This window comes from Lentzea miocenica, assembly GCF_033949945.1.
In the GTDB taxonomy this organism is placed as follows: domain Bacteria; phylum Actinomycetota; class Actinomycetes; order Mycobacteriales; family Pseudonocardiaceae; genus Lentzea; species Lentzea miocenica.
On sequence record NZ_JAXAVW010000011.1, the window covers coordinates 1 to 25764 of the forward strand.

Annotated in this window: 27 protein-coding genes and 1 riboswitch; of the genes, 14 read left to right on the forward strand and 13 right to left on the reverse strand. The window is 69.4% G+C overall.

The window, feature by feature from the left end; all coding sequences use genetic code 11:
• Window positions 1-29 precede the first annotated feature (29 nt).
• Together SK803_RS14515 and SK803_RS14520 are read right to left on the reverse strand one after the other, a co-directional pair.
• Window positions 30-857 carry a tRNA (adenine-N1)-methyltransferase gene (locus tag SK803_RS14515; RefSeq protein ID WP_319966501.1) on the reverse strand — a complete coding sequence of 276 codons (828 nt, stop codon included), beginning with the start codon at window positions 855-857 and terminating at the stop codon, window positions 30-32.
• A gap of 12 nt (window positions 858-869) precedes the next feature.
• On the reverse strand, window positions 870-1988 hold the full coding sequence (locus SK803_RS14520) for a site-2 protease family protein (protein ID WP_319966502.1): 1119 nt from the start codon (window positions 1986-1988) through the stop codon (window positions 870-872).
• 73 nt (window positions 1989-2061) lie between these two features.
• On the opposite strand from SK803_RS14520, the gene SK803_RS14525 reads away from it, so the two are divergent.
• From SK803_RS14525 to SK803_RS14535, 3 genes are all read left to right on the forward strand, one after another.
• Window positions 2062-2919 carry a RecB family exonuclease gene (locus tag SK803_RS14525; protein WP_406601533.1) on the forward strand — a complete coding sequence of 286 codons (858 nt, stop codon included), beginning with the start codon at window positions 2062-2064 and terminating at the stop codon, window positions 2917-2919.
• A gap of 16 nt (window positions 2920-2935) precedes the next feature.
• Window positions 2936-3706: a thioesterase family protein gene (locus tag SK803_RS14530; protein ID WP_319966504.1), complete on the forward strand. Its 771-nt coding sequence runs from the start codon at window positions 2936-2938 to the stop codon at window positions 3704-3706.
• A 92-nt stretch (window positions 3707-3798) separates the two neighbouring features.
• Window positions 3799-4413, forward strand: a complete 615-nt coding sequence (locus SK803_RS14535; protein ID WP_319966505.1) for a phosphoribosyltransferase — start codon at window positions 3799-3801, stop codon at window positions 4411-4413.
• Here SK803_RS14535 and SK803_RS14540 read toward each other — a convergent pair.
• The 5 genes from SK803_RS14540 to SK803_RS14560 all read right to left on the reverse strand — a co-directional run bounded on the left by SK803_RS14540 (window position 4374) and on the right by SK803_RS14560 (window position 6866).
• Window positions 4374-4685 carry an antibiotic biosynthesis monooxygenase family protein gene (locus tag SK803_RS14540; RefSeq protein WP_319966506.1) on the reverse strand — a complete coding sequence of 104 codons (312 nt, stop codon included), beginning with the start codon at window positions 4683-4685 and terminating at the stop codon, window positions 4374-4376. The genes SK803_RS14535 and SK803_RS14540 overlap by 40 nt on opposite strands.
• A complete protein-coding gene (gene hisG / locus SK803_RS14545; protein WP_319966507.1) occupies window positions 4682-5542 on the reverse strand; it encodes an ATP phosphoribosyltransferase in 861 nt (286 codons plus the stop codon). The genes SK803_RS14540 and hisG overlap by 4 nt, the downstream gene beginning before the upstream one ends.
• 13 nt (window positions 5543-5555) lie before the next feature.
• Window positions 5556-5819, reverse strand: a complete 264-nt coding sequence (locus tag SK803_RS14550; RefSeq protein WP_086667212.1) for a phosphoribosyl-ATP diphosphatase — start codon at window positions 5817-5819, stop codon at window positions 5556-5558.
• A 109-nt stretch (window positions 5820-5928) separates the two neighbouring features.
• Window positions 5929-6540 (reverse strand): RNA-guided endonuclease TnpB family protein, encoded by a 612-nt coding sequence (locus tag SK803_RS14555; protein WP_319966508.1) that lies wholly within the window; start codon window positions 6538-6540, stop codon window positions 5929-5931.
• Window positions 6537-6866 carry a helix-turn-helix domain-containing protein gene (locus SK803_RS14560; RefSeq protein ID WP_319966509.1) on the reverse strand — a complete coding sequence of 110 codons (330 nt, stop codon included), beginning with the start codon at window positions 6864-6866 and terminating at the stop codon, window positions 6537-6539. The genes SK803_RS14555 and SK803_RS14560 overlap by 4 nt, the downstream gene beginning before the upstream one ends.
• A 130-nt stretch (window positions 6867-6996) precedes the next feature.
• Between SK803_RS14560 and SK803_RS14565 the strand changes: the two genes are divergently transcribed.
• The 7 genes from SK803_RS14565 (at window position 6997) to SK803_RS14595 (ending at window position 12399) form a co-directional block, all read left to right on the forward strand.
• Window positions 6997-7647: a (2Fe-2S)-binding protein gene (locus tag SK803_RS14565; RefSeq protein ID WP_319966510.1), complete on the forward strand. Its 651-nt coding sequence runs from the start codon at window positions 6997-6999 to the stop codon at window positions 7645-7647.
• A gap of 48 nt (window positions 7648-7695) precedes the next feature.
• A riboswitch (cobalamin riboswitch) is annotated at window positions 7696-7872 on the forward strand.
• A 32-nt stretch (window positions 7873-7904) separates the two neighbouring features.
• Window positions 7905-8093 (forward strand): CbtB domain-containing protein, encoded by a 189-nt coding sequence (locus tag SK803_RS14570; protein ID WP_052685323.1) that lies wholly within the window; start codon window positions 7905-7907, stop codon window positions 8091-8093.
• A gap of 31 nt (window positions 8094-8124) precedes the next feature.
• Window positions 8125-8880 carry a CbtA family protein gene (locus SK803_RS14575; RefSeq protein ID WP_319966511.1) on the forward strand — a complete coding sequence of 252 codons (756 nt, stop codon included), beginning with the start codon at window positions 8125-8127 and terminating at the stop codon, window positions 8878-8880.
• 60 nt (window positions 8881-8940) lie between these two features.
• On the forward strand, window positions 8941-9408 hold the full coding sequence (locus SK803_RS14580; RefSeq protein WP_319966512.1) for a YbaB/EbfC family nucleoid-associated protein: 468 nt from the start codon (window positions 8941-8943) through the stop codon (window positions 9406-9408).
• Window positions 9405-10841 (forward strand): hypothetical protein, encoded by a 1437-nt coding sequence (locus SK803_RS14585; protein ID WP_319966513.1) that lies wholly within the window; start codon window positions 9405-9407, stop codon window positions 10839-10841. Before SK803_RS14580 ends, SK803_RS14585 begins: the two co-directional genes overlap by 4 nt.
• Window positions 10841-11320, forward strand: coding sequence for a hypothetical protein (locus SK803_RS14590; RefSeq protein ID WP_319966514.1), 480 nt, complete (start codon window positions 10841-10843; stop codon window positions 11318-11320). Before SK803_RS14585 ends, SK803_RS14590 begins: the two co-directional genes overlap by 1 nt.
• A complete protein-coding gene (locus tag SK803_RS14595; RefSeq protein ID WP_319966515.1) occupies window positions 11317-12399 on the forward strand; it encodes a hypothetical protein in 1083 nt (360 codons plus the stop codon). The genes SK803_RS14590 and SK803_RS14595 overlap by 4 nt, the downstream gene beginning before the upstream one ends.
• On the opposite strand, the gene SK803_RS14600 is transcribed toward SK803_RS14595, so the two are convergent.
• From SK803_RS14600 to metH, 3 genes are read right to left on the reverse strand one after another with little or no spacing between them, the layout of a single operon-like run.
• Entirely contained in the window at window positions 12350-12697 is a 348-nt protein-coding gene (locus SK803_RS14600) for an MmcQ/YjbR family DNA-binding protein (RefSeq protein WP_319966516.1), read from the reverse strand. The genes SK803_RS14595 and SK803_RS14600 overlap by 50 nt on opposite strands.
• A 5-nt stretch (window positions 12698-12702) precedes the next feature.
• On the reverse strand, window positions 12703-13374 hold the full coding sequence (locus SK803_RS14605) for an HAD family hydrolase (protein WP_319966517.1): 672 nt from the start codon (window positions 13372-13374) through the stop codon (window positions 12703-12705).
• A gap of 37 nt (window positions 13375-13411) precedes the next feature.
• Window positions 13412-16969: a methionine synthase gene (metH, locus tag SK803_RS14610; protein ID WP_319966518.1), complete on the reverse strand. Its 3558-nt coding sequence runs from the start codon at window positions 16967-16969 to the stop codon at window positions 13412-13414.
• A gap of 105 nt (window positions 16970-17074) precedes the next feature.
• Here metH and SK803_RS14615 point away from each other — a divergent pair, with 105 nt between their 5' ends.
• Complete coding sequence (locus SK803_RS14615) at window positions 17075-17908, forward strand: PAC2 family protein (RefSeq protein ID WP_319966718.1); 834 nt, start codon at window positions 17075-17077, stop codon at window positions 17906-17908.
• 289 nt (window positions 17909-18197) lie between these two features.
• On the forward strand, window positions 18198-19358 hold the full coding sequence (locus tag SK803_RS14620) for an MFS transporter (protein WP_319966519.1): 1161 nt from the start codon (window positions 18198-18200) through the stop codon (window positions 19356-19358).
• Here SK803_RS14620 and SK803_RS14625 read toward each other — a convergent pair.
• Window positions 19288-20886, reverse strand: a complete 1599-nt coding sequence (locus SK803_RS14625; RefSeq protein ID WP_319966520.1) for an ABC transporter permease — start codon at window positions 20884-20886, stop codon at window positions 19288-19290. The genes SK803_RS14620 and SK803_RS14625 overlap by 71 nt on opposite strands.
• Complete coding sequence (locus tag SK803_RS14630) at window positions 20883-21770, reverse strand: ABC transporter ATP-binding protein (protein WP_319966521.1); 888 nt, start codon at window positions 21768-21770, stop codon at window positions 20883-20885. The genes SK803_RS14625 and SK803_RS14630 overlap by 4 nt, the downstream gene beginning before the upstream one ends.
• 82 nt (window positions 21771-21852) lie before the next feature.
• Between SK803_RS14630 and SK803_RS14635 the strand changes: the two genes are divergently transcribed.
• Window positions 21853-22350, forward strand: coding sequence for a GbsR/MarR family transcriptional regulator (locus SK803_RS14635; protein ID WP_319966522.1), 498 nt, complete (start codon window positions 21853-21855; stop codon window positions 22348-22350).
• Between the two features lie 60 nt (window positions 22351-22410).
• Here SK803_RS14635 and SK803_RS14640 read toward each other — a convergent pair whose 3' ends face one another.
• Window positions 22411-23511 carry a S1 family peptidase gene (locus tag SK803_RS14640; protein ID WP_319966523.1) on the reverse strand — a complete coding sequence of 367 codons (1101 nt, stop codon included), beginning with the start codon at window positions 23509-23511 and terminating at the stop codon, window positions 22411-22413.
• A 409-nt stretch (window positions 23512-23920) separates the two neighbouring features.
• Between SK803_RS14640 and SK803_RS14645 the strand changes: the two genes are divergently transcribed.
• The gene (locus tag SK803_RS14645; RefSeq protein ID WP_319966524.1) at window positions 23921-25714 is read left to right on the forward strand and encodes a S8 family peptidase; all 1794 of its coding nucleotides are present in this window, start codon (window positions 23921-23923) and stop codon (window positions 25712-25714) included.
• Window positions 25715-25764: the final 50 nt, after the last annotated feature.

The window sequence follows — 25764 nt, forward strand, 5'->3', positions numbered from 1 at the left end:
AGTCCGGCGGGGCCTTTCGCGTCTGCAGGTCAGCCCTTGCTGGGGCGGCGCTGCGGCCTGGGCGCGGTGACGCCCTCCGCGAGCCTGCGCGTGGTCAGCAGGAACGCCGTGTGCCCGATCATCCGGTGCTCCGGCCGCACGGCGAGTCCGACGACGTGCCACGGGCGGACGAGCGTCTCCCACGCGTGGGGCTCGGTGAAGCAGGTCATCTCCCGCAGCGCCTCGGTGACCACGGACAGCTGCGTGGTGGTGGCGACGTAGACGACCAGGACGCCGCCGGGGATGAGGTTCTTCGCGATCGTGGGCAGCACCTCCCACGGCGAGAGCATGTCGAGGATGACCCGGTCGACCTCGCCCTCGTGGTTCTTCACGTCGTCGACGGTGATCGACCAGTTGCCGGGGCGCTCGCCGAAGAACGTCTCGACGTTGCGGATGGCGTGGACCGCGTGGTCCTCGCGCACCTCGTAGGACTGGACGCTGCCCTTCTCCCCCACCGCGCGCAGCAGCGAGCACGACAACGCGCCGGAACCCGCGCCTGCTTCCAGAACGCGCGCGCCCGGGAAGATGTCGCCGTACATGCAGATCTGCGCGGCGTCCTTCGGGTAGATCACCTGCGCGCCGCGCGGCATGGACAGCACGTAGTCCGGCAGCAGCGGGCGCAGCGCCAGGAAGTTCGTGCCGCCCACCGACTGCACCACGGAGCCCTCGGGCTGCCCGAGGAGCTTGTCGTGCGGGATGGCGCCGCGGTGGGTGTGGTACTCCTTGCCGGGCTCCAGGACGACGGTGTAGTGCCGTCCCTTGGGGTCGGTGAGCTGAACCCGGTCGCCCGGCTGGAACGGTCCACTTGCGCTAATCACCGCGCAATGGTGTCAAACGCCCTTCTCAATGGCCGCACGCAGGTCCTCCCTGCGCAGCACACCGGCCGGGCGGCCCTCCAGATCGACCACCAGGAACTGCCACGCGGCGGTGCCCTGGACGCGTTCCACGATCTCCTCGCCCGGCTCGTCGGCGAGCAGCACGGTCTCCGGCAGGATCGGCTCGGCGGCCTGCTCCGCGGGTGCGAACGGGCTCGACGCGGCGAGCTTGCGGGCCAGTTCGGTGTCGAGCAGGCCGGCCGCGACCCCGTCCGCCCTGACCAGCACCACGCCCCGGCCGGCCGAGGTGCTCAGCGCGTCCGCGACGGGGCTTTCCGCCGGCAGCTGGAGCACCGGCCGGATGAGGTCGGCGAGGGTGAGGCCCACGGGCCACGTGCGGCGCCGTTCGCTGGCCAGCTCGCTTCTCGCACCGGCGACGACGACCCACGCCGTCAGCACGCACACGCCGAAGCGCAACCAACGGTCTTCCGCGCCTTCCGCGATGCCGTAGAGCGACCACGCCACCAGTGCGACGGCAACGACGAAACCGCCGACCACGGCGACACGCGTGCCCATCGCCCGTTGCCCGGTAGCGGCCCACACACCTGCTCTGACGATCCTGCCGCCGTCGAGCGGAAGGCCGGGCAGGAGGTTGAAGACGGCGACGGCGACGTTCGCGGCGGCGATCTGGAAGACCAGCACCCACACGACGTCGCCCGGTTCCATCACGAGCGCGCCGACACCGAAGATGATCGCGAGCGCCACGGACACCAGCGGCCCCGCACCCGCGACCACGCCCTCGTGGCTGGGTTTGCCGGGTGTGCGCATGATCTCGGACAGCCCGCCCAGCAGGTACAGCCGCAGTCGTCTGACCGGCAACCCGAGCCGCAGCGCCGCGACGCAGTGACCCAGTTCGTGGGCCAGCACCGAGAGACCGAGGAAGACGGCGAACAACGCCGCCAGGAGCAGTCCGACCCCCGGTGGCGTGCCGGGGGCGAGGTCGTCGACGAGCGGCGCGTAGAAGGCCACCACGATCGCCGAGCCGATCCACCACGACGGCGCGAGCACGACGGGGATGCCCGCCACCCGGAACAGCAGCAGGCCGCCCTCTCGCTCACTGATCCGCGCGGCCACGGGTGCACTGTAGAGCGGTGGGTGTGATCTCGCGGTTCGGTGCCGGTTCCCAGGATTGTCAGACCCCTGTCCTATGGTGCGAACCATGAGCACCACGTTGCGCAGGCCCGCGCTGTCGCCCTCCAGGGCAGGGGACTTCAAGCAGTGCCCGCTGCTCTACCGGTTCCGCGCCGTCGACCGGCTGCCGGAGAGGCCGACCAAGGCGCAGGTGCGCGGCACGGTGGTGCACGCGGTGCTCGAAGACCTCTTCGCCCTGCCCGCGGCCGAACGCGTGCCCGACCGCGCCCGCACGATGATCGTGCCGGCGTGGGAACGCGTGCAGGCCGAACGCCCGGAGTTCTCCACGTTGTTCGAGGAGCAGGGCGGCGCCGAGGAACAGGAGTGGCTGGCCTCCGCGACCAAACTGCTCGACGGCTACTTCGGCCTGGAGGACCCGCGCCGCCTGGAGCCGGAGTCCCGTGAGCTCCTGGTCGAGTCCGAACTCCCGTCCGGCGTCCTGCTGCGCGGCTACATCGACCGCGTGGACGTGGCCCCGACGGGTGAAATCCGGGTCGTGGACTACAAAACCGGCGCCGCCCCGCGCGAGATCGGCGAGGCCAAAGCGCTGTTCCAGATGAAGTTCTACGCCCTGGTGCTGTGGAAGCTGCGCGGCGTCGTCCCCCGCCAGCTGCGCCTGATGTACCTGGCCGACCGCCAGGCCCTCGCCTACACCCCGGACGAGGCGGAACTCTCCCGCTTCGAACGCACCCTGGACGCCATCTGGCAGGCCATCATGCGAGCGGCCCCGACCGGCGACTTCCGCCCGAACCCCAGCCGCCTGTGCGACTACTGCGACCACAAAGCCTTCTGCCCTGCCTTCGACGGCACCCCGCCGCCCTACCCCGGCTGGCCGGAGCCCGACGACACCGAACCCCTCCAGGACCGCGACTGACCGCCGGGACCGCGACATGACAGCCTTCTACGAGCCTCTGGGCGACAACACCTTCCGCTCCACCGAGCACACCGTCGGCCCGTGGGGCCCGGACAGCCAGCACCTGGGCCCACCCTCCGCCCTGCTGGTGCGCTCCCTGCTGGCCCTGGGCAACCCGTCGTCCGCCCTGGCCCGCGTGACGTTCGAGGTGCTCGGCCCCGTCCCGGTGGCAGACCTGACGGTGTCCACTTCGGTCGAACGCCCCGGCCGCTCCGTGGAGCTGCTGGCGGCCTCGCTGTCCCACGAAGGCCGCGCGGTGCTGACAGCCCGCGCGTGGCGCATCGTCGACTCGGACACCACAGCCGTAGCGGGAGGCGACCTCCCCGCGATGACACCGCCCGAATCCGCCGCACCGATGGAGATCCCGGACTTCTGGGGCGGCGGCTACCTGGCCGCCGTCGAGTGGCTTTCGGTGTCAGGCGGCATCTTCACGCCGGGCGACGCCCAGGTCTGGGCCCGCCCCCGCGTCGCCGTGGTCGACGGGTTCGAGCCTTCGCCGTTGGAGCGGCTGTTCTCCGTGGTGGACTCGGCCAGCGGCGTTTCGTCCCGTGTGGACATTCGCAAGTGGTACGCCATCAACACGGACCTGACCGTCCACCTGCACCGGCAGCCTGTTGGCGAGTGGGTCGGGATGGACGCGCGGACGACCATCGGGCCGGACGGCGTCGGGCTCGCGACCAGCGTGGTGCACGACGTGGAGGGGCCGGTGGGCACAACGGCGCAGGCGCTGTTCGTGCGCGAGCGCTGACTGCATGACGATCAGGCCGCCCACCGCGGCTTCGTGATGCCCCTTCTGGCTGGCACCGACTGACGAGAAGAAGGCGTAGCGTCAGCGGGACTGTGAAGAGGTTCGCGAACCGGCAGGAAGCGGGCCGCGCCCTCGCCGCGCGACTCGCCACCCAGCCGTGGCACGACCCGCTCGTCCTGGGCCTCCCCCGAGGCGGCGTCCCGGTGGCGAAGGAAGTAGCCGCACAGCTCAACGCCGAACTGGACGTCGTGGTGGCGCGCAAGATCGGCGCCCCAGGCCACCCCGAGTACGGCGTAGGAGCCGTCACCGCGGACAGCGAACCCATCTACGACGCGAGAGTGCTCAGAGCCCTGAACCTCACCGAGGAACAGCTGGACCGCACCTGCGACGAAGAACGCGCCGAAGCAGCCAGGCGCACCGTCCTGTACCGCGGGGACAAGCCGCTCACCATCAAGGATCGCGACGTGATCCTCGTGGACGACGGCCTCGCCACCGGCGTCACCGCCAGGGCCGCGCTGCACTGGATCCACCAACACGAACCCCGGAGCGTCACGCTCGCGGTCCCCGTGGCGGCCAGGGACTCGCTCCAAACGTTCACGACCCCGGTCGTGGCCGTCCTGACCCCACGCCACTTCGGCGCGGTCAGCCGGTGGTACGACAGGTTCGATCAGACCACGGACGCCGAGGTGCTCAGCGCGCTCTCGTAGTGCTCGACCGTCGGGAACGGCGAGTAGAAGCGATGCAGCAGCGCGGACCACTGCGCGTACGACGGGCCCTGCCGGAAGCCCACGGTGTGCGCTTCCACGGACTCCCAGCGCACCAGCAGCAGGTAGCGCGACGGCGTTTCCAGACACCTCAGCAGTTCCAGGCCGCGGAAGCCCGGCGAGGCGGAGATCAGCTCCCGCGCCTCGCCGAACGCCCACTCGAACTCGTCCGTGGCATCCGGCAGCACGTCCAGCAGGGCGTGCTCCGTGATCACAGGCGGCAGAACCTGATGTCCGAGGCCAGCACGGCCTTGGCGCCGATCGCGGCCAGTTCGTCCATCACGCGGTTCGCCTCCTTGCGGGACACCATCGCCCGCACGGCCACCCAGTTGTCGTCGGCCAGCGGCGCCACCGTCGGCGACTCCAGGCCCGGGGTGAGGGCGATGGCGTCCTCGAGCAACGTGCGCGGGCAGTCGTAGTCGAGCATCAGGTACTGCTGCGCGAACACGACGCCCTGCAGGCGGGCCGTCAGCTGCTTCTTGGCCGACGTGAGCTCCGAGGCGGCCCGGTGCACGAGCACGGCCTCGGACTCGCAGATCGGCTCGCCGAACGGCACGAGGTCGTGCTGGCGCAGCGTGCGGCCGGAGCCCACCACGTCGGCGATCAGGTCGGCGACGCCGAGCTGGATCGAGATCTCCACGGCGCCGTCGAGACGGATCACGTGGGCGTTGATGCCGCGGGCCTTGAGGTCGCGGCCCACCAGCTTCGGGTAGGCGGTGGCCAGGCGCTTGCCTTCGAGGTCGGACACCTTCCAGTCGGTGCCGCGAGGGCCCGCGTAGCGGAAGGTGGACGAGCCGAAGCCCAGCGCCAGGAGCTCCTGCACCGACGAGCCGTTGTCGTCGGCGCCCGAGTCCGCGGCCAGGTCCCGGCCGGTGATGCCGAGGTCGAGGTCGCCGGACGCCACGTAGATCGCGATGTCCTTGGGACGCAGGAAGAAGAACTCCACGTCGTTGTTGGGGTCGAGCACGGTCAGGTCGCGCGGCTCGTGCCGCTGCCGGTAGCCGGCCTCGGTCAGCATGGCGGAGGCGCGTTCGGCGAGCGCGCCCTTGTTCGGGACTGCAACGCGCAGCATGTGAAAGTCTCCGTCAGAGGTACTTGTAAACGTCTTCGAGGGTCAGGCCGCGGCCCAGCATGAGCACCTGGAGGCGGTACAGCAGCTGCGAGATCTCTTCCGAGAGCTTCTCGTCGGACTCGTACTCGGCGGCGATCCAGACCTCGCCCGCCTCCTCCAGCACCTTCTTGCCCTGCGCATGGACGCCGGCCTCGAGCGCTGCGACGGTGCCGGAACCTGCCGGCTTGGTGGCGGCTCGTTCGGTCAGTTCGGCGAACAGGGAGTCGAAGGTCTTCACGGCACGACATCCTCCCATCTCCCGGACCGCCGTCCACACCGCGGTCACATCTGTCCCATGCCCTGGACTTGACTTTCTCCCCACCTGCGGGTGAAGAGCCCCGTCCGACTCACGTCGGACACCGCACGGTGTGCCTCACGACACAGGGTTCCTGCTTCGCCGCTGACTGCGGAAGGGCGAACCCTTGCCGTCTCACGTCAGCTCCACAGGCATCGCCCAAGTCTCCTCGGGCTACGGCTCGACCAGCCGCAAGGATGTACTTCGCCGCGTTGAGGTCCCGGTCGTGCCGGATGCGACAGTTCGGACACGTCCAGTGCCGAATGGACAAACCCAGCTCGGCCAGCAGGTGTCCGCAAGACGAACAGGTCTTGGTGCTGGGATACCAGCGATCGACGACCAGAAGCGTCCGTCCGGCGCGATGCGCCTTGTACTCCAGCATCGTCCGGAACTCACCCCACGCCACGTCGCTGATCGCGCGGGCCATCCGCCGGTTTCGGACCTTGCGGTGCGCGGCGGCAATCCTTCGCCTGGCTTTGGCGCGGTTGCGGGAACCGCGCTGGGTGCGAGCCAGACGCCGCTGGTAGCGGGCCAGGTTTCGCGCTTTGCGTTGCAGATGCCGGGGGTTGGCGATCCGCTGACCATCACTCGTGACGATGAAGTCCTTACACACCGAGATCCAAGCCCACAGCGCGACCGGTAGCAGGAAGTGGCGCAGGATCACTGGTGTCCACTGTGAACGTGACGTACCAGCGGTGGTCGGACTCTCGTGCGACAACGACCATGCTGGGATCGAGCGTGGACAGATTCGCCTGACCGAACGACCAGGCGAAGCGGATCGGCCCTGCGGTCTTGGCCAGGTGAAGCCGGCCCTCGCGCATGCGGTACGCCGAGCGGGTGTCCCGCGAAAAAGTTCCGGTAGGTCAGCGCGGCGTCGGTCTCCCGGTATGAAGTTGACTTGCCCTCGGTGCGGTAGCGGTGAGACCGCTCGGCAAGGGTCTTGTTCCACACCAAACGCACGCACCCGAACGTGCGGTTCAGCACCGCCATCTGTTCGGGGTCCGGGTAGGCCCGGCATCGGTACGCCGTCCTCACAACATCAAGTTACCCAGGTGTTCCCTGTTCTGATCGCACCCGACGGGGAGCGACGATGAGATTCCACCCGGTAGCGTGAACTTCCGTGTCCGAGTTCGCCGAAGTGCTCGAAGCGTTGCGCCGGGTGCGCGGCATCAACCCGTTCTTCGCGCTCGACGTGGGCCGCCCGGACGACACGTGGCTGCCGGGGACGGCGCTGCTCGAAGGCCCGGCGCTCAAAACCACGATCGACGCCATCGCGATCCGGTACGAAGCGGAGGAACCACGCGTAGCGGCCAGCCTGTTCTTCCTCAGCTACACCGCGCGGCTGCTCAGCCCGCTCACCGCCGCGAACATCCCGATCGACGTCCGGCCGGAGAACCTGTGGTGGCACCACCACCCGGTCAACGGCCTGAGCGTCCGCATCGACCAGCCGCGGCTGGGCCCGCCGGCCGCGGAGGCGCTCGAACCCGTGGTGGAAGCGATCCAGGCGGTCACTCCGGTGGCGCGCGGATTGTTGTGGGGCAACGCGATGTCGAACATCGCGGGCGCGCTCAAAATGGTTGTCCGCGCACGCATGCTCACGGCAGAGGAAGCAGAAGAACGCGGCGAGCGGCTGATGAGCGCACCGCCGTTCGAACAGGCGGGAGAATTCATCAGTTTCCCGGGCGAAGTCACGTTCCGGCGTCGGTCGTGCTGTCTCTACTACCGCGTTGCCGCAGGTGGGAAGTGCGGTGACTGTCCACTCGTGAAGTGATGAACACGACAACTCTTATGGCCGGTTGTGTTTAAGCCACCGATCAACTTACGGTGCACGCGCCGCAGTGACGGGAAGCCGGTGAAAATCCGGCGCGGTCCTCGCCACTGTGACCGGGAAGCGATCCCCGCCGAGCACGTCACTGGTCCCCGCGAGGGGACTGGGAAGACGCGGGGGCAGCGTTGATCCGGGAGTCAGGAGACCGGCTGCGGCGCCGCTAGGAGAGTTGACTTCCACGAGGTATGGAGGAGCCCGTCATGACGAGCCCCGCAGCAAATCTGTCCGCCGTCCAGGTGCCCAAGTGGGCCTTCGCAGTAGCACTGCTCGGCCTCATCGTCACCTACCTGGTTTTGCAGGAGAACGGTCTCGCGCTCGGCGCGGGTTCCGAGATGCTGCACGAGTTCTTCCACGACGGCCGGCACGCGCTCGGCGTCCCCTGCCACTGATCCCGATCTCCGATCCCGGGCAGGGAAGTTCATGACTACGACGTACAAGTCCCTTGCGCTGCGCGGAATCGCGGCCGGCGGCATCGCCGGTGTCGCCTCCGCGCTGGTGCAGCTGCTGGTGACCGAGATCCCGATTCGCGCCGCGCTCGCGGTCGAGGAGGCCAGGGCACCCGCCGGTGAGGCCGGCCATTCGCACGGTGGCGAGGAAGAGCTGGTCAGCCGGGGTGCCCAGATCGTCGGCGGCATGCTCGGCGTGGTCATCGTCGGCATCGCGGTCGGGCTCGTGTTCGCCACGGCCTACGGGCTGTCGAAGCGGTGGTTCGCCGACCGCACGCCGTTCAGCCGCAGCTTCGCGTTCGGTGCCGCGGTGTTCGGTGCCGTGGCTTTGCTGCCGTGGCTGAAGTATCCGGCCAACCCGCCCGCCGTGGGCGACCCGGAGACGGTGAACTACCGGACCGCGCTCTACCTCGGTGTGGTGGTGGCCGGTCTGGTGATCGTGTGGGGTGCCAGCTGGCTCGCCGAGCAGCTGCGCGCCCAGACCCAGCCGGTGCGGGTCACCGCGGTGCTGCTCGCGGTCGCCGCGGCCGTCGCCGTGGTGCTGGTGGCGTTCCCCGCGCCGCCGGACACGATCCCCGCGGACATGCCGGTGAACGTGCTGTGGCAGTTCCGCCTCAGCTCGCTCGCCCAGCTCGCCACGCTCTACGTCGGTCTCGGCGTGGTGTTCGGTCTGCTGATCGACCCGGCCACGCGCAGGACCAAGGCCGTCGAAAAGACTGCTGTCGCCTGATGGTGTGGGGTGGCCGGGAGTACGGCCACCCCGCCCAGGCGGCATTGGTACGTTCGGCGCATGCCTGACAGCGCCGAGTTGCTGGAAGAGATGCGTCAGAAGCTCGAGTTCTTCGAGCGGGCCAACCGTGCGGCCGAGGCCCGTGCCGCCGGGTACGACGCGATGGGCACCGAACTCAGAACAGTGGAAGCCAGCGTCCAGTCCCCCGACCGTTCCGTCACGGTCGTAGCGGGTTTGTCCGGTTCCATCAAGGAAATCCGGTTCACCGAGGACGCGAAGCGGCTCAGCGCCACGCAGCTCTCCCAGGCCGTGATGTCGACGTTGCAACAGGCCGTCGCCGCCGCCGCGCGCCAGCAGGCCGAGATCGTGCAGGGCCACGTCGGCACGGACATCCCGATCGCCGAGCGCGTCGCGAAGACCCAGCAGGAGATCTTCGGGCAGCCCGGCGAGCCTCCCGCCCGCCCGCGCCCGCCAGTGGACGACGACGGCGACACCGGCAGCATCTTCCGCCAGGACGACCGCTGGTGACCGGCTACGTCGTGCACCCGGACGAACTGGCCCGGTGCGCCAAGTCCGTCGGCGGACTCTCCGGCACCTCGACGAAGCTCAACGACACGGCCACCACCGCGTCCGTGCCCGCGATCAGCTGGGGCGCCCTCGGGCACCTGCTCGGCATGTACGAGCAGTACGACGCGCTGCTCGGCGACCTGCACGGCCACTTCGGCAAGATGACCGAGGGCTTCGGCAAGATCGACGCCGCCCTCACCGCCACCGCGCGGACCTACGCCGACCAGGAGAAGACCACCACCGACGCGTTCGGCAAGACGCTCCAGGCAGGACTCGACAACGCGTCCGCGGCGCCGATGGTCTCCGGCGGCACGGCGACGTCCAACGCGGGCGCGGTGGGGAGCAGCTACGGCGACCAGTTCTCCGGCGGCAACGTGGGCAAGCAGGCCGCGAAGTCCGTTCCGTTCGGTGGCAGCAGCTACGCGCTCATGAAGGACGCCACGAAGCTCGGCGACTCCATCTCCTCCGGCGACGGCGCCGCGATCGCGAAGGACACCATCAGCGTCATCTCCGACATGAACAACTTCATGCAGGAGGGCATGAAACTCGCGGGCGCCATCGCCGACCCGCTGAACTTCCTGATCAGCAAGGGACTCGGCTGGCTGCTGGACGTCGTGGCACCGTTGAAGCAGGCCGTCGACCTGGTCAGCGGCGACCCCGCGGCCACCGGCAAGGCCGCGGGCGCGTTCAACGACATCGCCAAGCAGACCGAGGAACTGGCCCGCACGTTCGACGAGCAGCTGAAGGAAGGCCTGCGGAGCTGGAAGTCCGAGGCCGGCGACAAGGCCGCGGCCAAGCTCGGCGGCTTCCACCACGGCATCGAGGGCACCGCCTCCACCGCGGGCCACGTCGCGTCCGTGCTGCAGGCCAGCTCCATGTTCATGCAGGTGGCCGAGGACATCCTGAAAGGGATCTTGAGCGACCTGATCGAGTGGCTGGTCGTCACGTGGATCGCCGCGCAGCTCGCGGCCATCCCGACGTGCGGCGCCTCCGAGGTCGCGGCCGCCGGGGCAACGGGTGTCGAGTCGGGCATCGCGACCGCCAAGGCCGGCGGCGAGGTGAACAAGGTCCGCTCGATCATCCAGAAGATCCTGAACGTGCTGAAGCGGATCCGCGAGGTGATCGGGCGGTCGAAGATCGGCAAGGCGTTCGTCGAGGGCGCGTCGAAGAAGCCCGGCACGCTCGGCGAGGCGTTCTCCGAAGCCGTCGGGAAGAACGCGGACAAGGTGCTCGGCCTGGACAAGAGCGGCCCGGACGGCATGAAGTACACCGACCCGGTCAAGATCGCGAACAAGGTCGCCGGGTACGCCGACGGCGTCTACAAGACCATCTCGTACGACCAGCGCGGCGCGGACCAGGAAGCGGCGCAGACCGACCAGGAGCTCGACATCTGATGTGGTGGCGGCCCAAGCGCTTCACGCCCACAGAGGTCGTGACGTCCGTCGGCGGGCGCACGTTCACCACGCGCACCGAGGTCCGCGTGGTCGGCCTGGAGTCCGCCGGCGGTGGTGACCAGAAAGCACGCGAGGAAGCCTTCGTCGCGGTGAGCACGTCGCTGGGCCCGTGCCCGCACCTGCGAGTCGCCCACCGTGCGACAGAGGACTGGCGCCGGATCACGCACGACGAGAACGCGGGCGCGGTGGCCGTCGGTGTTCCGTCGTTCGACGACAGGTTCCTGGTGTTCTGCGACGAACTCGCCTTCGTGCGGTACCTGACCCCGGCACTGACCGCCGCGCCCTGCGAGTCGACCGGCGGGCTCGAACTGGGTGGCGGCCGGATCACCGTGCACCGCGACGGAATCGGGCACGACGTGGCCGCCACGCACTACCTCAACGCTCTGCTTTCGTTGCTACCACCGGAGTTGCGCCGATGAACGACGCGCCGATCGTCATACCGCTGTCCGACGAGGCCGCCGTGGTGATCGAGCAGGACCGCGTGCTGTTCACGCGGTTGGTGAACGGCGCACGGATGGCCACCGACGTGATCGGCGTGCCGCTGGCCGGGGTGATGAAGGTCGAGCCCGGCGTGTTGCTCAAGCCCGTGAAGTACCGGACGCCGGAGCACTCGTCCAGCCATCCCCTGACGTTCGAACTGCCCGCCGGACCCGCGGTGTGGATTCGCGCGGCCTACGACATCCTCATCCCCACCGCGGATCCACGCGGGCTGGCCGCCGAGATCGAACGCCGCCGGCACCGGGTCGCGCGCTACGGCGGGGTGGCGTCGTCCCTGGTCTGGGAGATCAATCCCCGGCTGCGGGTGGCGGGACCTGACGGTTACGAACCCGGCGTTCTGCCGGGCGCGCCCCTCGAGCCCGCCATCGGGAAGTGGCACAGCTCCGCGGCAGCACCGATCGGCCCGTTGTCGCCCGGCTGGCCCGCGGGTGAGCCGACCGTGCCCGCGGCGCTGCCGTATCCCGAGTCGCTGCCGGTGGTCTCGGAGACGCTGTCCAACGGTGTGCGGTTCTCGGTGTCGGTGCGGCGGACGTTCCTCGGGTTCGAGCCGGTGTCGCCCGGGGTTGTCGTCGACACGGCGCCGACGTCGTCGTTGAGCGAGCCGCTGGCGGCGTGGCACGTGGTGCGGGCCGGGACCGTGCGTGGCGCGCATCGGCCCGTTCGGTGGTGTGCGGCGGACGGGCGGACCGAGATCCGGACGGAGCTGGTGGACGGGCCCGCGCTGTGGTTGTGGGGGCCGGTGCAGGAGTGGCTCGTGTGCACGCCTCGGGCTGTGGAGCTCGCCGACGAGGTGCGGCTGCGGCAGGGAGTGGGGATGCGGTTCCCGTTGTCGAGCGATCTCGGGGCGGAGCGGCGGACGTGGCGGAACCTGTCGTCGACTCGGCCGGTGGACACTCCTGCCGGGCGGGCGTTGCCGCCGGTGCCGGAGTGGGCACCGACGGCGCCGACGCTCATCCCTCAGGGTTGCTGGGAGCAGTGCGCAACCTCGCCGGCGCCTTGAGCCGCCACGCCTCCTCGATCAGCTCTGCCAGCTGGCCGTGGTCGACCCTCGTCAGGTCGACCAGGATCGCCCCGTACCCGTCGTAGTGCGGTGTCGTGTAGAACGCCGGGTCTCCAGAAGCGAGCAGCGCTGCTTTCTCGTCGAGGTCGCACATCACCACGAGTCCGCCTTCGGCCTCGGTCCGGAGCCGTGCGAACCCCTTGCCGGACACTTTCAACGACGGCGTGCGGTACCAGGTCGCTTCCTCGACCTCTGGCAGCCGCGACGCCATCGCCACCACGTCTTCCCATGTCGCCATGGGTGTCATGGTCGCAGTGGCCTGCCGGTACCGCCTTGGACGAATGGAAACCAGAGGGCTTTCAGGACGTCCAGGTCCACACCCACCAGCGAGTCGCGGAAGATCCGCCGCTCCCCCGCCTCCACCACGACGTCACAGGGCACCACCAGCACGGTGCACCCGGCGGCCACCGCTGCCGCCACCCCCGTCGGCGAGTCCTCGATCGCGACACACCGCGCCGCGTCCACCCCGAGCAGCCGGGCTGCCTTCAGGTACGGCTCGGGCAGCGGCTTGTTCAGCCCGTCGACCTCGTCCCCGCACACCGTGACGTCGAACAGATCCCGCCCGATGGTGTCCAGCGCGACCTCGGTCAACGCCCGCTCGGTCGACGTCACCAGCGCCATCGGCACCCCGGAAGCACGCACCGCGCGCAACGCCTCGGCAGCGCCCGGACGCCACGGCAGGCCGGCGCGGAACACCTCCTCGGTGCGGCGCGAGATCCAGGCGGCGCCGTCGAGCAGGTCAGACTCGGAAGGCTCGATGCCGACGTCGGCGAACAGCAGGCGCATCGTGGTGGGCACGTTGGTGCCGACCATGCGTTCGCGGGTGTGCAGCGACAGGACCCCGCCGAGCTTCTCCGCGTACTCGTAGAGCGGGATGTCCCAGAGCTTTTCGGAGTCCAGCAGCGTGCCGTCCATGTCCCACAGGACACCAAGGGGATAAGACACAGCCGGGTCAGACATTGAAGTACTTCGCCTCCGGGTGGTGCGCCACGAAGGCGTCGGTGGACTGTTCTGGGTGCAGCTGGAGCTCCTCGGACAGTGAGACCCCGATACGCGCTGGGTCGAGCAGGTCGACGATGCGCCTGCGGTCTTCCATCTCGGGGCAGGCGCCGTAGCCGAACGAGTAGCGCGCGCCGCGGTAGCCGAGTTTGAAGAACTCCTCGACGTCGGCCGGGTCCTCGGCGGCGACGGTGCCGCCCGACGACCAGGTCAGCTCCTCGCGCACCCGCTTGTGCCAGTACTCGGCCAGCGCTTCGGTGAGCTGGACCCCCAGTCCGTGGACTTCCAGGTACTCACGATACGCGTTCTTGCCGAACAGTTCGTTGGCGTAGTCGGCGATCGGCTGGCCCATCGTCACGAGGTGGAACGCGATGACGTCGACCTCGCCTGACTCCTTCGAGCGCCAGAAGTCCGCCAGGCACAGCCTCCGATCCCTTTTCTGGCGCGGAAAAGTGAACCGGAAGCGCTCAGGCGAGTCCGCGGAGGGTTCCGAAAGGATCACCAGGTCGTCGCCGTCCGAGACGCACGGGAAGTAGCCGTAGACGACGGCGGCGTGGGCAAGAACACCCTCCGTGGCAAGGCGTTCCATCCAGTAGCGCAGGCGCGGGCGGCCCTCGGTCTCGACCAGGTCCTCATAGGACGGTCCGTTGCCGCCGCGGGTGCCCTTCAGGCCCCACTGGCCCATGAACGTCGCTCGTTCGTCGAGCAACGCCGAGTAGTCCGCGACCGGGATGCCCTTCACGACCCGGCTGCCCCAGAACGGCGGCGCCGGGATCGGATTGCCGGTGGCCACGTCCGAGCGGCCGGTGACCACTTCTTCTTCCACCGCAACGGCTTTGCGGGCGGCGGCGATGCGCAGCGACCGTTCGCGGCGTGCCTTGCGTTCGGCGGCTTTGGCCTCGGCTTCGGGGTCCACGAGCGGGCCCTCGCCGCGCTTGGCCGCCATGATCGCGTCCATCAGGCGCAGGCCCTCGAAGGCGTCACGGGCGTAGCGGACGTCGCCGAAGTACATCTCGGTCAGGTCGTTCTCGACGTACGCACGCGTCAACGCCGCGCCGCCCAGCAGCACCGGCCAGCGCGCGGCGACGCCCCGGGAGTTCATCTCCTCGAGGTTCTCCTTCATGATCACGGTCGACTTGACCAGCAGGCCGGACATGCCGATCGCGTCCGCGCGGTGTTCCTGCGCGGCCTCCAGAATCGCGTTGATCGGCTGCTTGATGCCGATGTTCACGACCTCGTAGCCGTTGTTGGACAGGATGATGTCGACGAGGTTCTTGCCGATGTCGTGGACGTCGCCCTTGACGGTGGCGAGCACGATGCGGCCCTTGCCGCCGTCGTCGGAGCGTTCCATGTGCGGTTCGAGGTGGGCGACGGCGGCCTTCATGACCTCGGCGGACTGCAGCACGAACGGCAGCTGCATCTGGCCGGAACCGAAGAGTTCGCCGACGGTCTTCATGCCCGCGAGCAGCGTGTCGTTGATGATCTGCAACGCCGGGCGCTGGTCCAGCGCGTCGTCCAGGTCGGCTTCCAGGCCGTTGCGCTCGCCGTCGACGATCCGGCGCTCCAGGCGTTCGAACAACGGCAGCGCGGCCAGTTCCTGGGCCCGCGTGGCGGAGTTCGACTTCGTGGTGACGCCCTCGAACAGCTCCATGAGCTTCTGCAGCGGGTCGTATTCAACCCCTTCTGGACCCTCGCGGCGGCGGTCGTAGACCAGGTCCAGCGCCACGGCGCGCTGCTCGTCGGGGATGCGGGCCATCGGCACGATCTTCGAGGCGTGCACGATCGCGGTGTCGAGGCCCGCCTGGACGCACTCGTGCAGGAACACGGAGTTCAGCACCTGGCGCGCGGCCGGGTTGAGTCCGAACGAGACGTTCGACAGGCCCAGAGTCGTTTGCACGTCCGGGTAACGGCGCTTGAGCTCGCGGATCGCCTCGATCGTCTCGAGGGCGTCGCGGCGGACCTCCTCCTGGCCGGTGGAGATCGGGAACGTCAGGCAGTCGACGATGATGTCGTTGACCCGCATGCCCCAGTTCTGGGTCAGATCCTCGATCAGCCGGACCGCGACGCGGACCTTCCACTCGGCGGTGCGCGCCTGGCCCTCCTCGTCGATGCACAGCGCCACAACCGCCGCGCCGTGCTCGGAGACCAGCCGCATGATCTTCTGGAAGCGGGAGTCGGGGCCGTCGCCGTCCTCGTAGTTCACCGAGTTGACCGCGGACCGGCCCCCGAGACACTCGAGGCCGGCCTGGAGCACGTTCGGTTCGGTCGAGTCGAGCATGATCGGCAACGTCGACGCGGTGGCCAGCCGGGAGGCCAGCGCCTTCATGTCCGCCTCGCCGTCGCGGCCCACGTAGTCGATGCAGAGGTCGATCAGGTGGGCGCCCTCGCGCGTCTGGTCCCGCGCGATCTCGATGCAGTTCTCCCACTTCTCCTCGAGCATCGCCTCGCGGAACGCCTTGGAGCCGTTGGCGTTCGTGCGCTCGCCGATCATCAGCACCGAGGCGTCCTGTTTGAACGGGACGGCCTGGTACAGGGAGGACACGCCGGGCTCTGGGCGCGGACGTCGTTGCGAGGGACCGAGATCCTTGACCGCCTGGGCCACCTGACGCAGGTGCTCGGCGGTCGTGCCGCAGCAGCCGCCGACGAGCCGCGTGCCGAACTCCTGCACGAAGCCGGCCAGCGCCTGGGCCAGTTCCTCCGGCCCCAGCGGGTAGACCGCGCCGTTCGGCCCCAGTTCCGGCAGGCCGGCGTTCGGCATCACCGACAGCGGGATGCGGGCGTGCTTGGACAACGTCCGCAGGTGCTCGCTCATCTCGGCGGGGCCGGTGGCGCAGTTGAGTCCGATGAGGTCGATGCCCAGCGGCTCCAGCGCGGTCAGCGCGGCGCCGATCTCCGACCCCAGCAACATCGTGCCGGTCGTCTCGACGGTCACCTGGGCGATGATCGGGACCCTGCGGCCCTCCGCGGTCATCGCGCGCTTGGCACCGATGATGGACGCCTTGGTCTGCAGCAGGTCCTGCGACGTCTCGACGATGATCGCGTCCACCCCGCCGACCAGCAGGCCCTTGCACTGCTCCTGGTAGGCGTCGCGCAACGTCGCGAACGGCGCGTGCCCGAGCGTCGGCAGCTTGGTGCCGGGACCGACGCTTCCCAGCACGAACCGGGGCTGGCCGGGCGTGCTGAACTCGTCCGCGACCTCCCGCGCCAGCGCGGCACCTCGTTCGGACAGGTGGAAGATCTGGTCCGGAATGTCGTACTCGGCCAGGTTCGCGAGGTTCGCGCCGAACGTGTTCGTCTCGACGGCGTCCACGCCGACCTCGAGATAGCCGCGATGCACCGCCTTCACGACGTCCGGCCGTGTGACGTTCAGGATCTCGTTGCAGCCCTCTAGACCGTCGAAGTCGTCTAGAGAGAGGTCAGCGGCCTGAAGCATGGTGCCCATCGCGCCGTCAGCGACAACGACCCGGTTCACCAGCGCTTCCAGCAACGGCGACTCTCCGCGATCACGCATGGGCCAAGCCTACGATGAGTTAGATAGGGGAGGCCGTAGTCTGGCGCCGTGAACGATCCGTCCCAGACCCCATCGCACACGCGCCAGCCTCTCACCGACCCGATCATGATCTGCGGGTTCGAGGGATGGAACGACGCGGGGGATGCCGCCAGCACCGCGATCGAGCACCTGCAACTCACCTGGGACGCCACGCCGCTCGCCGAGATCGACCCGGACGACTACTACGACTTCCAGGTGACCAGGCCCACAGTCCGAATGGTGGACGGTGTCACCCGAAGGGTCGACTGGCCGACCACGCGGCTCTCGGTCTGCCGCCCGCCCGGTTCCGCCGTGGACGTGGTCCTCGTGCACGGCATCGAACCGAACATGAGGTGGCGCAAGTTCGTCAGCGAGCTCCTCGGCCACATCGAGACGCTCGGCGTCACGACCGTGGTGACGCTCGGCGCCCTGCTGATGGACACGCCGCACACCCGCCCCGTGCCCGTCACCGGCACCGCCTACGACCCGGACGCCGCCGAGAAGTTCGGCCTCGAGCACTCCAAGTACGAGGGCCCGACCGGCATCGTCGGCGTGTTCCAGGACGCCTGCGTGCAGGCAGGCATCCCGGCGATCTCGTTCTGGGCCGCCGTGCCGCACTACGTCTCGCAGCCGCCCTCCCCCAAGGCCACGCTCGCGCTGCTGCACCGGGTGGAGGAGGTCCTCGACATCGAGGTCCCGCTCGGCGCGCTGCCGGAGCAGGCGGAGGAGTGGGAGCGCACGGTCACCGAGATGGCCGACGAGGACGAGGACGTGCGCAACTACGTGCGCGCGCTGGAGGAGCGCGGGGACGCGGCCATCCAGATCACCGAGGCGTCGGGGGACGACATCGCCGCGGAGTTCGAGCGGTACCTGCGCCGGCGTGGACGCGGTCCGGGCTGGCCGTCGCCCGGTCCTCGCTGACCCTGTTCTGACCGCACGCGGGGACGCCACGTACTCCAGGAGCGCACGAAAGCTCCCCGCGTGCGTTTCACAGCTGCGGTGCGAGGCGGCCTGGCGCAGCCCTCCTGCCGGCGGCACGGTGACGCACGCGGGGAGCTTTCGTGCGCTTGCGGGGTACGTAGCGTCCCCGCGTGCGGGAGTAGACGCAAAGGGGCGCCGTGGGCATCGACCGATGAAGCATTTAGCTACGACAACAATCACAGCGCGCTCCCGCCGTCCACCGCACTAGGGTTGGACGGCGGAGGTGTCTGTGGGCCGTTTGGCACGCGCCGGGTTGTACGCCGGGGCATTGATCGGGCCGTTCGGCGGCGCCATCACCACGTCGATCCTGCCCGAGATCGGGGACAGTTTCGGCAGGTCGCCGGGCGAGGCGGCCTCGACGCTCACGTTCTACCTCGTGCCGTTCGCGGTGCTGATGCTCGCGTCCGGCACGCTCGCGCAACGCTGGGGTCCACAACGGACTGTCCGGATCGCCTACATCGCCTACGCCGTCACCTCCGCGCTCGCGGCGAGCGCGTGGACGTTCGAGGTGCTGCTGGCCTCGCGGGCGTTGCAGGGCGCGGCGAACTCGTTCACGACGCCGGTGCTGCTGGCGGTGATCGCCGCCTCGACGCCGAAGGAGAAGCTCGGGCGCGCGCTCGGGTTGTTCGGGTCGATGCAGGCGGCCGGGCAGACGTCGGCCCCGCTGGTCGGCGGGCTCACCGCGGAGTTCGACTGGCGGCTGGCGTTCGTGGTGATCTCGGTGGTGGCCGTCGGGCTGGCGGTCCTGGGTGTGCCGGAGACGGACTCCGAGCCGGAGCGGGACGCGAGCCTGCGCAGTGCGTTCGTGCCGAGCACCATCAGGCCGGCTCTGGTCGCGTTCGTCGGCTGGGGCTGTCTGGGCGGGTTGTCGTTCCTCGTGGCGTTCCGGCTGGACGACGTGTTCGGGCTGGGTGCCGGTGAACGCGGGCTGCTGCTCACCGGGTTCGGCATCGTCGGGTTCCTGACCGCGCGGTACGTCGGCAAGGCCATCGACCGGTTCGGCGCCACGACGACGGTGGTCATCGGCGCGACGCTGGGTGGAGGACTCGTCGCCGCGGTGGGCACGACGCCGTTCGCGGCGGTCGCCGTGCTCGCGTGGGCGTTGACCGGTGCGGCCGCGCAGGGTGTGTTGGTGAGCGTCAACGCGTTGGTGTTGCAGAGCGAGAACGCCAACAGGGGCGGCAGCGTCAGTGTTGTGCAGTCACTGCGCTTCATGGGTGCCGCCGCCGCGCCGTTGGCGTTCGTCCCGCTCTACCAGGCCCATCCGCTCGCGGGTTTCCTCGTGCCCGCCGCGCTGCTGGTCACCGTTCCCGCGATCATCACGTGGTCAGGTCGCGGCGCCGGAAGCCGGCGAACCCCGCAGCCAGAAGCACCACCGCCACCCCGGTGAGCCACAGCAGCGGCCCCGCGGTGATGTCCGGGTACTTCGGGATGTGCGTGAACGGCGAGACGTCGATGATCCACTGGTCGAGCTGCAGCGCCGGGCCGAGCAGCGTGATCACCAGCGACACCGACACCACCGCCCAGCTCACGCCGGTGAGCTGCGGGAACAGCCCGAACAGCACCAGCGCCAGGCCCGCGATCACCCAGGCGGCCGGGAGCTGGGCCAGTGCCGCGCCGAGCATCTGCGGCAGGACCGTGCCGAGGTCGTCGGTCTGCAGGCCGTAGACCAGGCCGAGACCCAGACCTGACGCCGCCAGCACGACCGCGCCGCCGGCCAGGGCGAACACCGCGTGCGAGGCCACCCAGCCCCAGCGCGAGACCGGGGTCGCGAGCAACGGCTCCGCGCGGAACGACGTCTCCTCCGACCGCAGCCGCAGAATCGCCTGGACCAGGTAGATCGACGAGATCAGGCCCAGCAGCTGGGTGACGGTGGCGAAGAAGGCGTCCACCATCGCGTCGGCGCCGCCGATCTTGCTCACGATCTGCCCGAGCGTCGGGTTGTCCTGCACCATCTGCCCGACCGCCTGGGCGACGCTGCCGTAGATCACGCCCACCCCGAACAGCGCGATGGACCAGCCGATCAGCGAGCCCTTCTGCAGCCGCCACGCCAGCCCGAACGGGCTGCCGATCGTGCCGTGCGCCGGGCCGAGCCGTGCGGCCAGCAGACCGAGGCCCACGTCGCGGCGGGTCACGATGTACGCGGACACGCCCACCAGCAGGGCGAACGCCGCCAGCGGGAGCAGCAGCACCCAGAACCTGTTGTCGCCGAACGACCGCACGTGCTCGGTCCAGCCGATCGGCGAGAACCAGGTCAGCCACTGCGGGCCCGACTCCCCCGCCGCGTCGCCGGCCGCGCGGAACAGGTAGGTCACGCCGAGGAACCCGCCCGCGATCGCGTTGGACACGCGGGAGTTCTCCGACAGCTGCGCGGTGAACGCGCTGACGCCGGTGAACACCAGCCCGACGCTCGCCGTGGACAGCCCGAACGCGAAGGCACCCGCCGGAGCGAGGTCCTTGCCGATGAGCGCCAACGCCTGGAGGAGCCCGATCAGCAGGCTGGTGCCGCCCGCGACGATCACGGCGGCGGCCAGTGGCGCGTGCCGGCCGACGACCGCCGCGCTGATGAGTTCGGTACGGCCCGCTTCTTCTTCTGCGCGCGTGTGCCGGGTGACGACCAACATGGCCATGACCGCGATGAACAGGCCGGAGAAGACGCCCCAGCGCCACACCACCAGACCGCCGAGCGACGACCAGTCGTGCAGCGGGCCGAGCATCGCCAGGAACGCGGAGTTCGCGTTCGCGGTGACCCCGAGCAGATCCCGCGACTGCTGCGTGTTGTACAGCTCCTGCAGCGCGGTCGTCGTGGAGTAGGTGACGCCGACCAGGAACAGGACCCAGACGGGCAGCAGGATCCGGTCGCGGCGCAGCGCCAGCCGGACCAGTTGCCCAGTTCCGATGAAGGCTGTGCCGATCATTTCGCGTCCTCGTAGTGGCGCAGGAAGAGCTCTTCCAGCGTCGGCGGCTGCGAGGTCAGCGTGCGCACGCCCGTGGACACGAGCTGCTTCAGCACGAGGTCGAGCTTGTCCGAGTCAACCTCGAACCGGACGCGGTTGCCCTCGGCCACCAGGTCGTGCACGCCCGCCATCGAGGTGAGGCCGTTGGGCGGGCCGGCGAGCTCGGCGGAGATCGACGTGCGGGTCAGGTGCCGCATGTCGGCGAGCGTGCCGGTCTCGACGATGTGGCCGTTGCGGATGATGCTCACCCGGTCGCACAGCGCCTCGGCCTCGGCGAGGATGTGGCTCGACAGCAGCACGGTGCGGCCGCGCTCGCGTTCGGCGTTGATGCAGTCCTGGAAGACGGCCTCCATCAACGGGTCGAGGCCAGAGGTCGGCTCGTCGAGGATCAGCAGCTCGACGTCGCTCGACAGGGCGGCGACCAGCGCGACCTTCTGCCGGTTGCCCTTGGAGTAGGTGCGGCCCTTCTTGCGCGGGTCCAGTTCGAAGCGCTCCAGGAGCTCGGCGCGGCGGGCCTTGTTCAGGCCGCCGCGGAGCCGTCCGAGCAGGTCGATGACCTCGCCACCGGTCAGGTTGGGCCAGAGGTTGACGTCGCCGGGGACGTAGGCGAGGCGGCGGTGAAGGGCCGCGGTGTCCTTCCACGGGTCGCCGCCGAGCAGCCGCGCGGTACCGGAGTCGGCACGCAGCAGGCCGAGGAGGATCCGGATCGTCGTCGACTTGCCCGCGCCGTTCGGGCCGAGGAAGCCGTGCACCTCACCGGTCTGGACGTCCAGGTTGAGATCGTCCAGTGCACGCGTCGGGCCGAAGGTCTTCACCAGGCCCGACACGGATATCGCAGATGTCATGGCCGGTAAGCTACACTTCTTTCACAACTTCGTGAAGGACGTAAATTTTGCCCGATCGGCTGACGAAAGGGATGATGCCGCCGTGACGAGTACTACGGAGCGTGACACGCAGGCGGTGAGCCAGTTCGTCGAACGGTTCGGCGGGATTCTGGCGGACACCGGCGTGCCCCGCATGCCGGCTCGCATCCTCGCGGCGCTGCTGACTACGGACTCGGGACGGCTCACCGCGGCCGAGATCGCCGACCTGCTGCAGATCTCCCCGGCGGCGGTGTCGGGCGCGGTGCGCTACCTGACCACGGTCCAGATCGTCAGCCGCGAGCGCGAGCCCGGATCACGCCGCGACGTCTACCGGATGCGCGACAACGTCTGGTACGAGGCGACGTTCCGCAAGGACCAGATGCTGGTGATGATCGACGAGGTGCTCGGCGAGGGCGTCTCGGCGCTCGGGCCGGACACCGAGGCGGGCACGCGGCTGGACGAGACGCGCGAGTTCTTCCGGTTCTGCCACAGCGAGATCGGCTCGATGCTGGACCGCTGGCGGGTGCACCGCGAGAAGTGGCTGGGAGAGCGCGAGGCCTGAAACGGGGAACGCCCGCAGCCGGCCGGGGATCGGCCGACCGCGGGCGCGGGGTGAAGCGCGTCAGCCCGTGACGAGCTTCAGGCCGTACGCCGAGAGGATCTCGTTGACCGGCTGGAAGTAGGTCGTGCCGCCGCTGGTGCAGTCGCCGGAGCCACCCGAGGTGACACCCTGCGCCTGCGTGCCGCTGACCCACGAACCACCCGAGTCACCGGGCTCCGCGCACACGTTCGTGCGAGTGAGGCCGCTGACCGAGCCCTCCTGGTAGTTCACCGTCTGGTTCTTGGCCGAGACGGTGCCGCAGTGCCAGCCCGTGGTGGAGCCGGAACGGCAGATCGACGCGCCCACCGCGGACTCGGTGTTACCGGAGACGATGACATCCGCACCGCCGTAGTGGTTCACCTTGGCCGTGGTCGTCCACGCCGAGTTGGTCCTGACCCACGAGTAGTCGTTGCCGGGGAAGGACGACTTCTCGAACGTGCCCATCGCCGAACGGTCGACGCCGTTCACCGAGTCGCCGGCGGAACCGCAGTGACCGGCGGAGACGAACCCGCCCTCCACCGCGAACCCGACCGAGCAGCGGCCCGCGTTGTTGATGTAGTAGGCGTCACCGCCGCGGACGTCCTTGAGCAGCCGGGGCGCCTCGTCGGTCTCGACGACCTTCGCGAGCGTGCCCGCCTTCTCCGCGAACGACTTCGCCACCTCGGCCTGACCGCGCTTGACGGTCACCGTGACGGTGTTGGCCCGGGTGTCCACGAACCAGCCGGTGACCTCCGCCGGAGCCTTCGAGGCGTCCAGCTTGGCCTTGGCCGAGTCGAGGTCACTGGCCTTGTTGGCGACCGTGCGGGGCTCCGCGCCGAGCCTGCGGAGCCGGTCGGTCTTGGCCGCGTCGGTCACGCCCACGACGAGCTTGCCGGTGGACGCGTCGAACCACGCGCCACCGAAGTCGTCGCCCGCGAAACCCTCCACGACCCGCTGCAGGACCGCGGCCGCGCTCTCCTGGCGCAGCCGTTCCGCCGCCTGCTCGGCGTCCAGTCCGAGGTCGCGCTGCATCGCGGCGAGCAGGTCGCCAGACGGTTGCGGAGCGGCGACGGCGGCAGGGGAGACCGTCGTCGCGAGTGCACCCGCCAGTACGGCGACAGCCGCGACAGCCATGCGCTTCATAGGCACTTCTCCTCAGTTTTCGGTTTTTGCAGGGCCGGTGTAACGCCGGACCGGGCAACCGCGATGAGGAGATCGGCTGTGCTGCAACACAGCCCGCACGACACCGGATGAATGGCGTCCCCAGGCGGTCGAACTGCCCGATCAGTTCGTTCCTCCGTCTGGGTGACGCTATGTTGTGCTGCCTACCGGACGGTAGGGCCGATCGAGGGGTGGACCTCGCGGCGTTCGGGTTGGTATAGGGAATCCAAATGCGTTCTCTCGGCCTATTCCCGTGACTGTGCGCAACCATTCCTCTTGACACGAAACGCCAAATCTGTCAACAGTTCGCGCACAACGGCGTATCCCTCTGACCTGCGGTTTAGGGCTAGCGTGCAGACACCCTGTTCCCTGCACGAGGGAGAACCCTGCCATGCGAAGAGTCTTGGGTACGGGACTCGCCGCCGCCGCTGCCGTATGTCTGGCCGCCGCTGTGGTGCCCGCTGCTTCAGCTCAAGAAAACGTGGGGACGATTCTCGGCGCCGACCGCGCCGATGTCGTGAAAGACAGCTACATCGTCTCGCTGAAGGCCGGATCGGCGTCGAGGGCCGCCGCACCGGGCTTGGCGGGCAAGTACGGCGGCCAGGTCGGCCAGGTCTGGCAGCACGCGCTCAACGGCTTCTCGGTGAAGATGACGGCGAAGCAGGCCGCACGTCTCGCCGCGGACCCGCAGGTCGCCTACGTCCAGCAGGACGCCGAGGTGCACGCGCTCGACGTCCAGCAGAACCCGCCGTCGTGGGGTCTGGACCGCGTTGACCAGCGAGACCTGCCGCTGAGCAACAGCTACCAGTACGACACCACGGCGTCCAACGTGACCGCGTACATCATCGACACCGGCGTGCGCACGACGCACTCCACGTTCGGTGGCCGCGCCACGTGGGGCACCAACACCTCCGGTGACGGCAACAACAGCGACTGCAACGGCCACGGCACGCACGTCGCCGGCACCGTCGCGGGCTCGCAGTACGGCCTCGCGAAGGCCGCCAAGGTCGTCGCCGTCAAGGTGCTGAACTGCTCCGGCTCCGGCACCACCGCCGGTGTCGTCGGCGGCATCGACTGGGTGACGGCGAACGCGGTCAAGCCCGCGGTCGCCAACATGTCGCTCGGCGGCGGCGCGGACGCCACGCTGGACGCGGCCGTGCGCCGTTCCATCGCGGCCGGCGTCACCTACGCCATCGCGTCCGGCAACTCGAACACCGACGCGTGCAGCACCTCGCCCGCACGTGTGGCCGAGGCGATCACGGTCAACTCGTCGACGAACACCGACGCGCGTTCGTCGTTCTCGAACTACGGCACCTGCACGGACATCTTCGCTCCGGGTTCCAACATCGTGTCGGCGTGGAACACCAACGACACCGCCACGAACAACATCTCCGGCACGTCGATGGCCACCCCGCACGTCGCGGGCGCGGCTGCCCTGTGGCTCGCCACGCACCCGACCGACAGCCCGGCAGCGGTCTGGGCGGGCCTCAACGCCGCCTCGACCCCGAACAAGATCACCAGCCCCGGCTCCGGTTCGCCGAACAAGCTGCTCTACTCGCTCTTCGGCGGGCAGCCGGGCAACCCCTCGGTGACCAACCCCGGCACGCAGACCTCCACGGTCGGCACGCCGGCGTCCCTGCAGCTGGCGGCCTCCGGCGGCACCGCGCCGTACACCTGGTCCGTCTCCGGCCTCCCGGCCGGTCTGTCGGCGTCCGCCTCCGGCGCGATCTCCGGCACGCCGACCACGGCGGGCACCTCCACGGTGACCGCCACGGTGACCGACTCGACGGGCAAGACCGGCTCGGCGACCTTCTCCTGGGTCGTCAACGCGGTCGGTGGCGGCTGTGACGCCAAGACCAACTCCACGCCGGTCGCCATCCCCGACCTGGCAACCGTGACCAGCACGATCGCCATCTCCGGCTGCGCGGGCAACGCGTCGGCCACGGCGTCGATCAAGGTCGCGATCACGCACACCTACAAGGGCGACCTCGTGGTCGACCTGATCGCGCCCGACGGCACGGTCGTCAACCTGCACAACCGGTCCGGCGGCTCGGCCGACAACATCAACGAGACCTACACCAAGAACCTCTCTGGTGAGGCGGCCAACGGCACCTGGACGCTGCGCGTGCGTGACGCGGCGGCCATCGACAGCGGCACGTTGAACAACTGGACGCTCGACGTCTGAGAGTCCGCCTGAGCATCACCGTGTGAACGAGACCGCCCCCGGTGCTTCCG

Excerpts from the sequence above, each read along its gene's own strand:
- SK803_RS14525 (WP_406601533.1), top strand. The coding sequence starts at position 2,062 with ATGGTGCGAACCATGAGCACCACGTTGCGCAGGCCCGCGCTGTCGCCC.
- SK803_RS14530 (WP_319966504.1), top strand. The coding sequence starts at position 2,936 with ATGACAGCCTTCTACGAGCCTCTGGGCGACAACACCTTCCGCTCCACC.
- hisG (WP_319966507.1), bottom strand. The coding sequence starts at position 5,542 with ATGCTGCGCGTTGCAGTCCCGAACAAGGGCGCGCTCGCCGAACGCGCC.
- SK803_RS14560 (WP_319966509.1), bottom strand. The coding sequence starts at position 6,866 with ATGGCGGTGCTGAACCGCACGTTCGGGTGCGTGCGTTTGGTGTGGAAC.
- SK803_RS14570 (WP_052685323.1), top strand. The coding sequence starts at position 7,905 with ATGACGAGCCCCGCAGCAAATCTGTCCGCCGTCCAGGTGCCCAAGTGG.
- SK803_RS14575 (WP_319966511.1), top strand. The coding sequence starts at position 8,125 with ATGACTACGACGTACAAGTCCCTTGCGCTGCGCGGAATCGCGGCCGGC.
- SK803_RS14580 (WP_319966512.1), top strand. The coding sequence starts at position 8,941 with ATGCCTGACAGCGCCGAGTTGCTGGAAGAGATGCGTCAGAAGCTCGAG.
- SK803_RS14590 (WP_319966514.1), top strand. The coding sequence starts at position 10,841 with ATGTGGTGGCGGCCCAAGCGCTTCACGCCCACAGAGGTCGTGACGTCC.
- SK803_RS14595 (WP_319966515.1), top strand. The coding sequence starts at position 11,317 with ATGAACGACGCGCCGATCGTCATACCGCTGTCCGACGAGGCCGCCGTG.
- SK803_RS14600 (WP_319966516.1), bottom strand. The coding sequence starts at position 12,697 with ATGGCGACATGGGAAGACGTGGTGGCGATGGCGTCGCGGCTGCCAGAG.
- SK803_RS14605 (WP_319966517.1), bottom strand. The coding sequence starts at position 13,374 with ATGGACGGCACGCTGCTGGACTCCGAAAAGCTCTGGGACATCCCGCTC.
- metH (WP_319966518.1), bottom strand. The coding sequence starts at position 16,969 with ATGCGTGATCGCGGAGAGTCGCCGTTGCTGGAAGCGCTGGTGAACCGG.
- SK803_RS14615 (WP_319966718.1), top strand. The coding sequence starts at position 17,075 with ATGATCTGCGGGTTCGAGGGATGGAACGACGCGGGGGATGCCGCCAGC.
- SK803_RS14625 (WP_319966520.1), bottom strand. The coding sequence starts at position 20,886 with ATGATCGGCACAGCCTTCATCGGAACTGGGCAACTGGTCCGGCTGGCG.
- SK803_RS14630 (WP_319966521.1), bottom strand. The coding sequence starts at position 21,770 with ATGACATCTGCGATATCCGTGTCGGGCCTGGTGAAGACCTTCGGCCCG.
- SK803_RS14640 (WP_319966523.1), bottom strand. The coding sequence starts at position 23,511 with ATGAAGCGCATGGCTGTCGCGGCTGTCGCCGTACTGGCGGGTGCACTC.
- SK803_RS14645 (WP_319966524.1), top strand. The coding sequence starts at position 23,921 with ATGCGAAGAGTCTTGGGTACGGGACTCGCCGCCGCCGCTGCCGTATGT.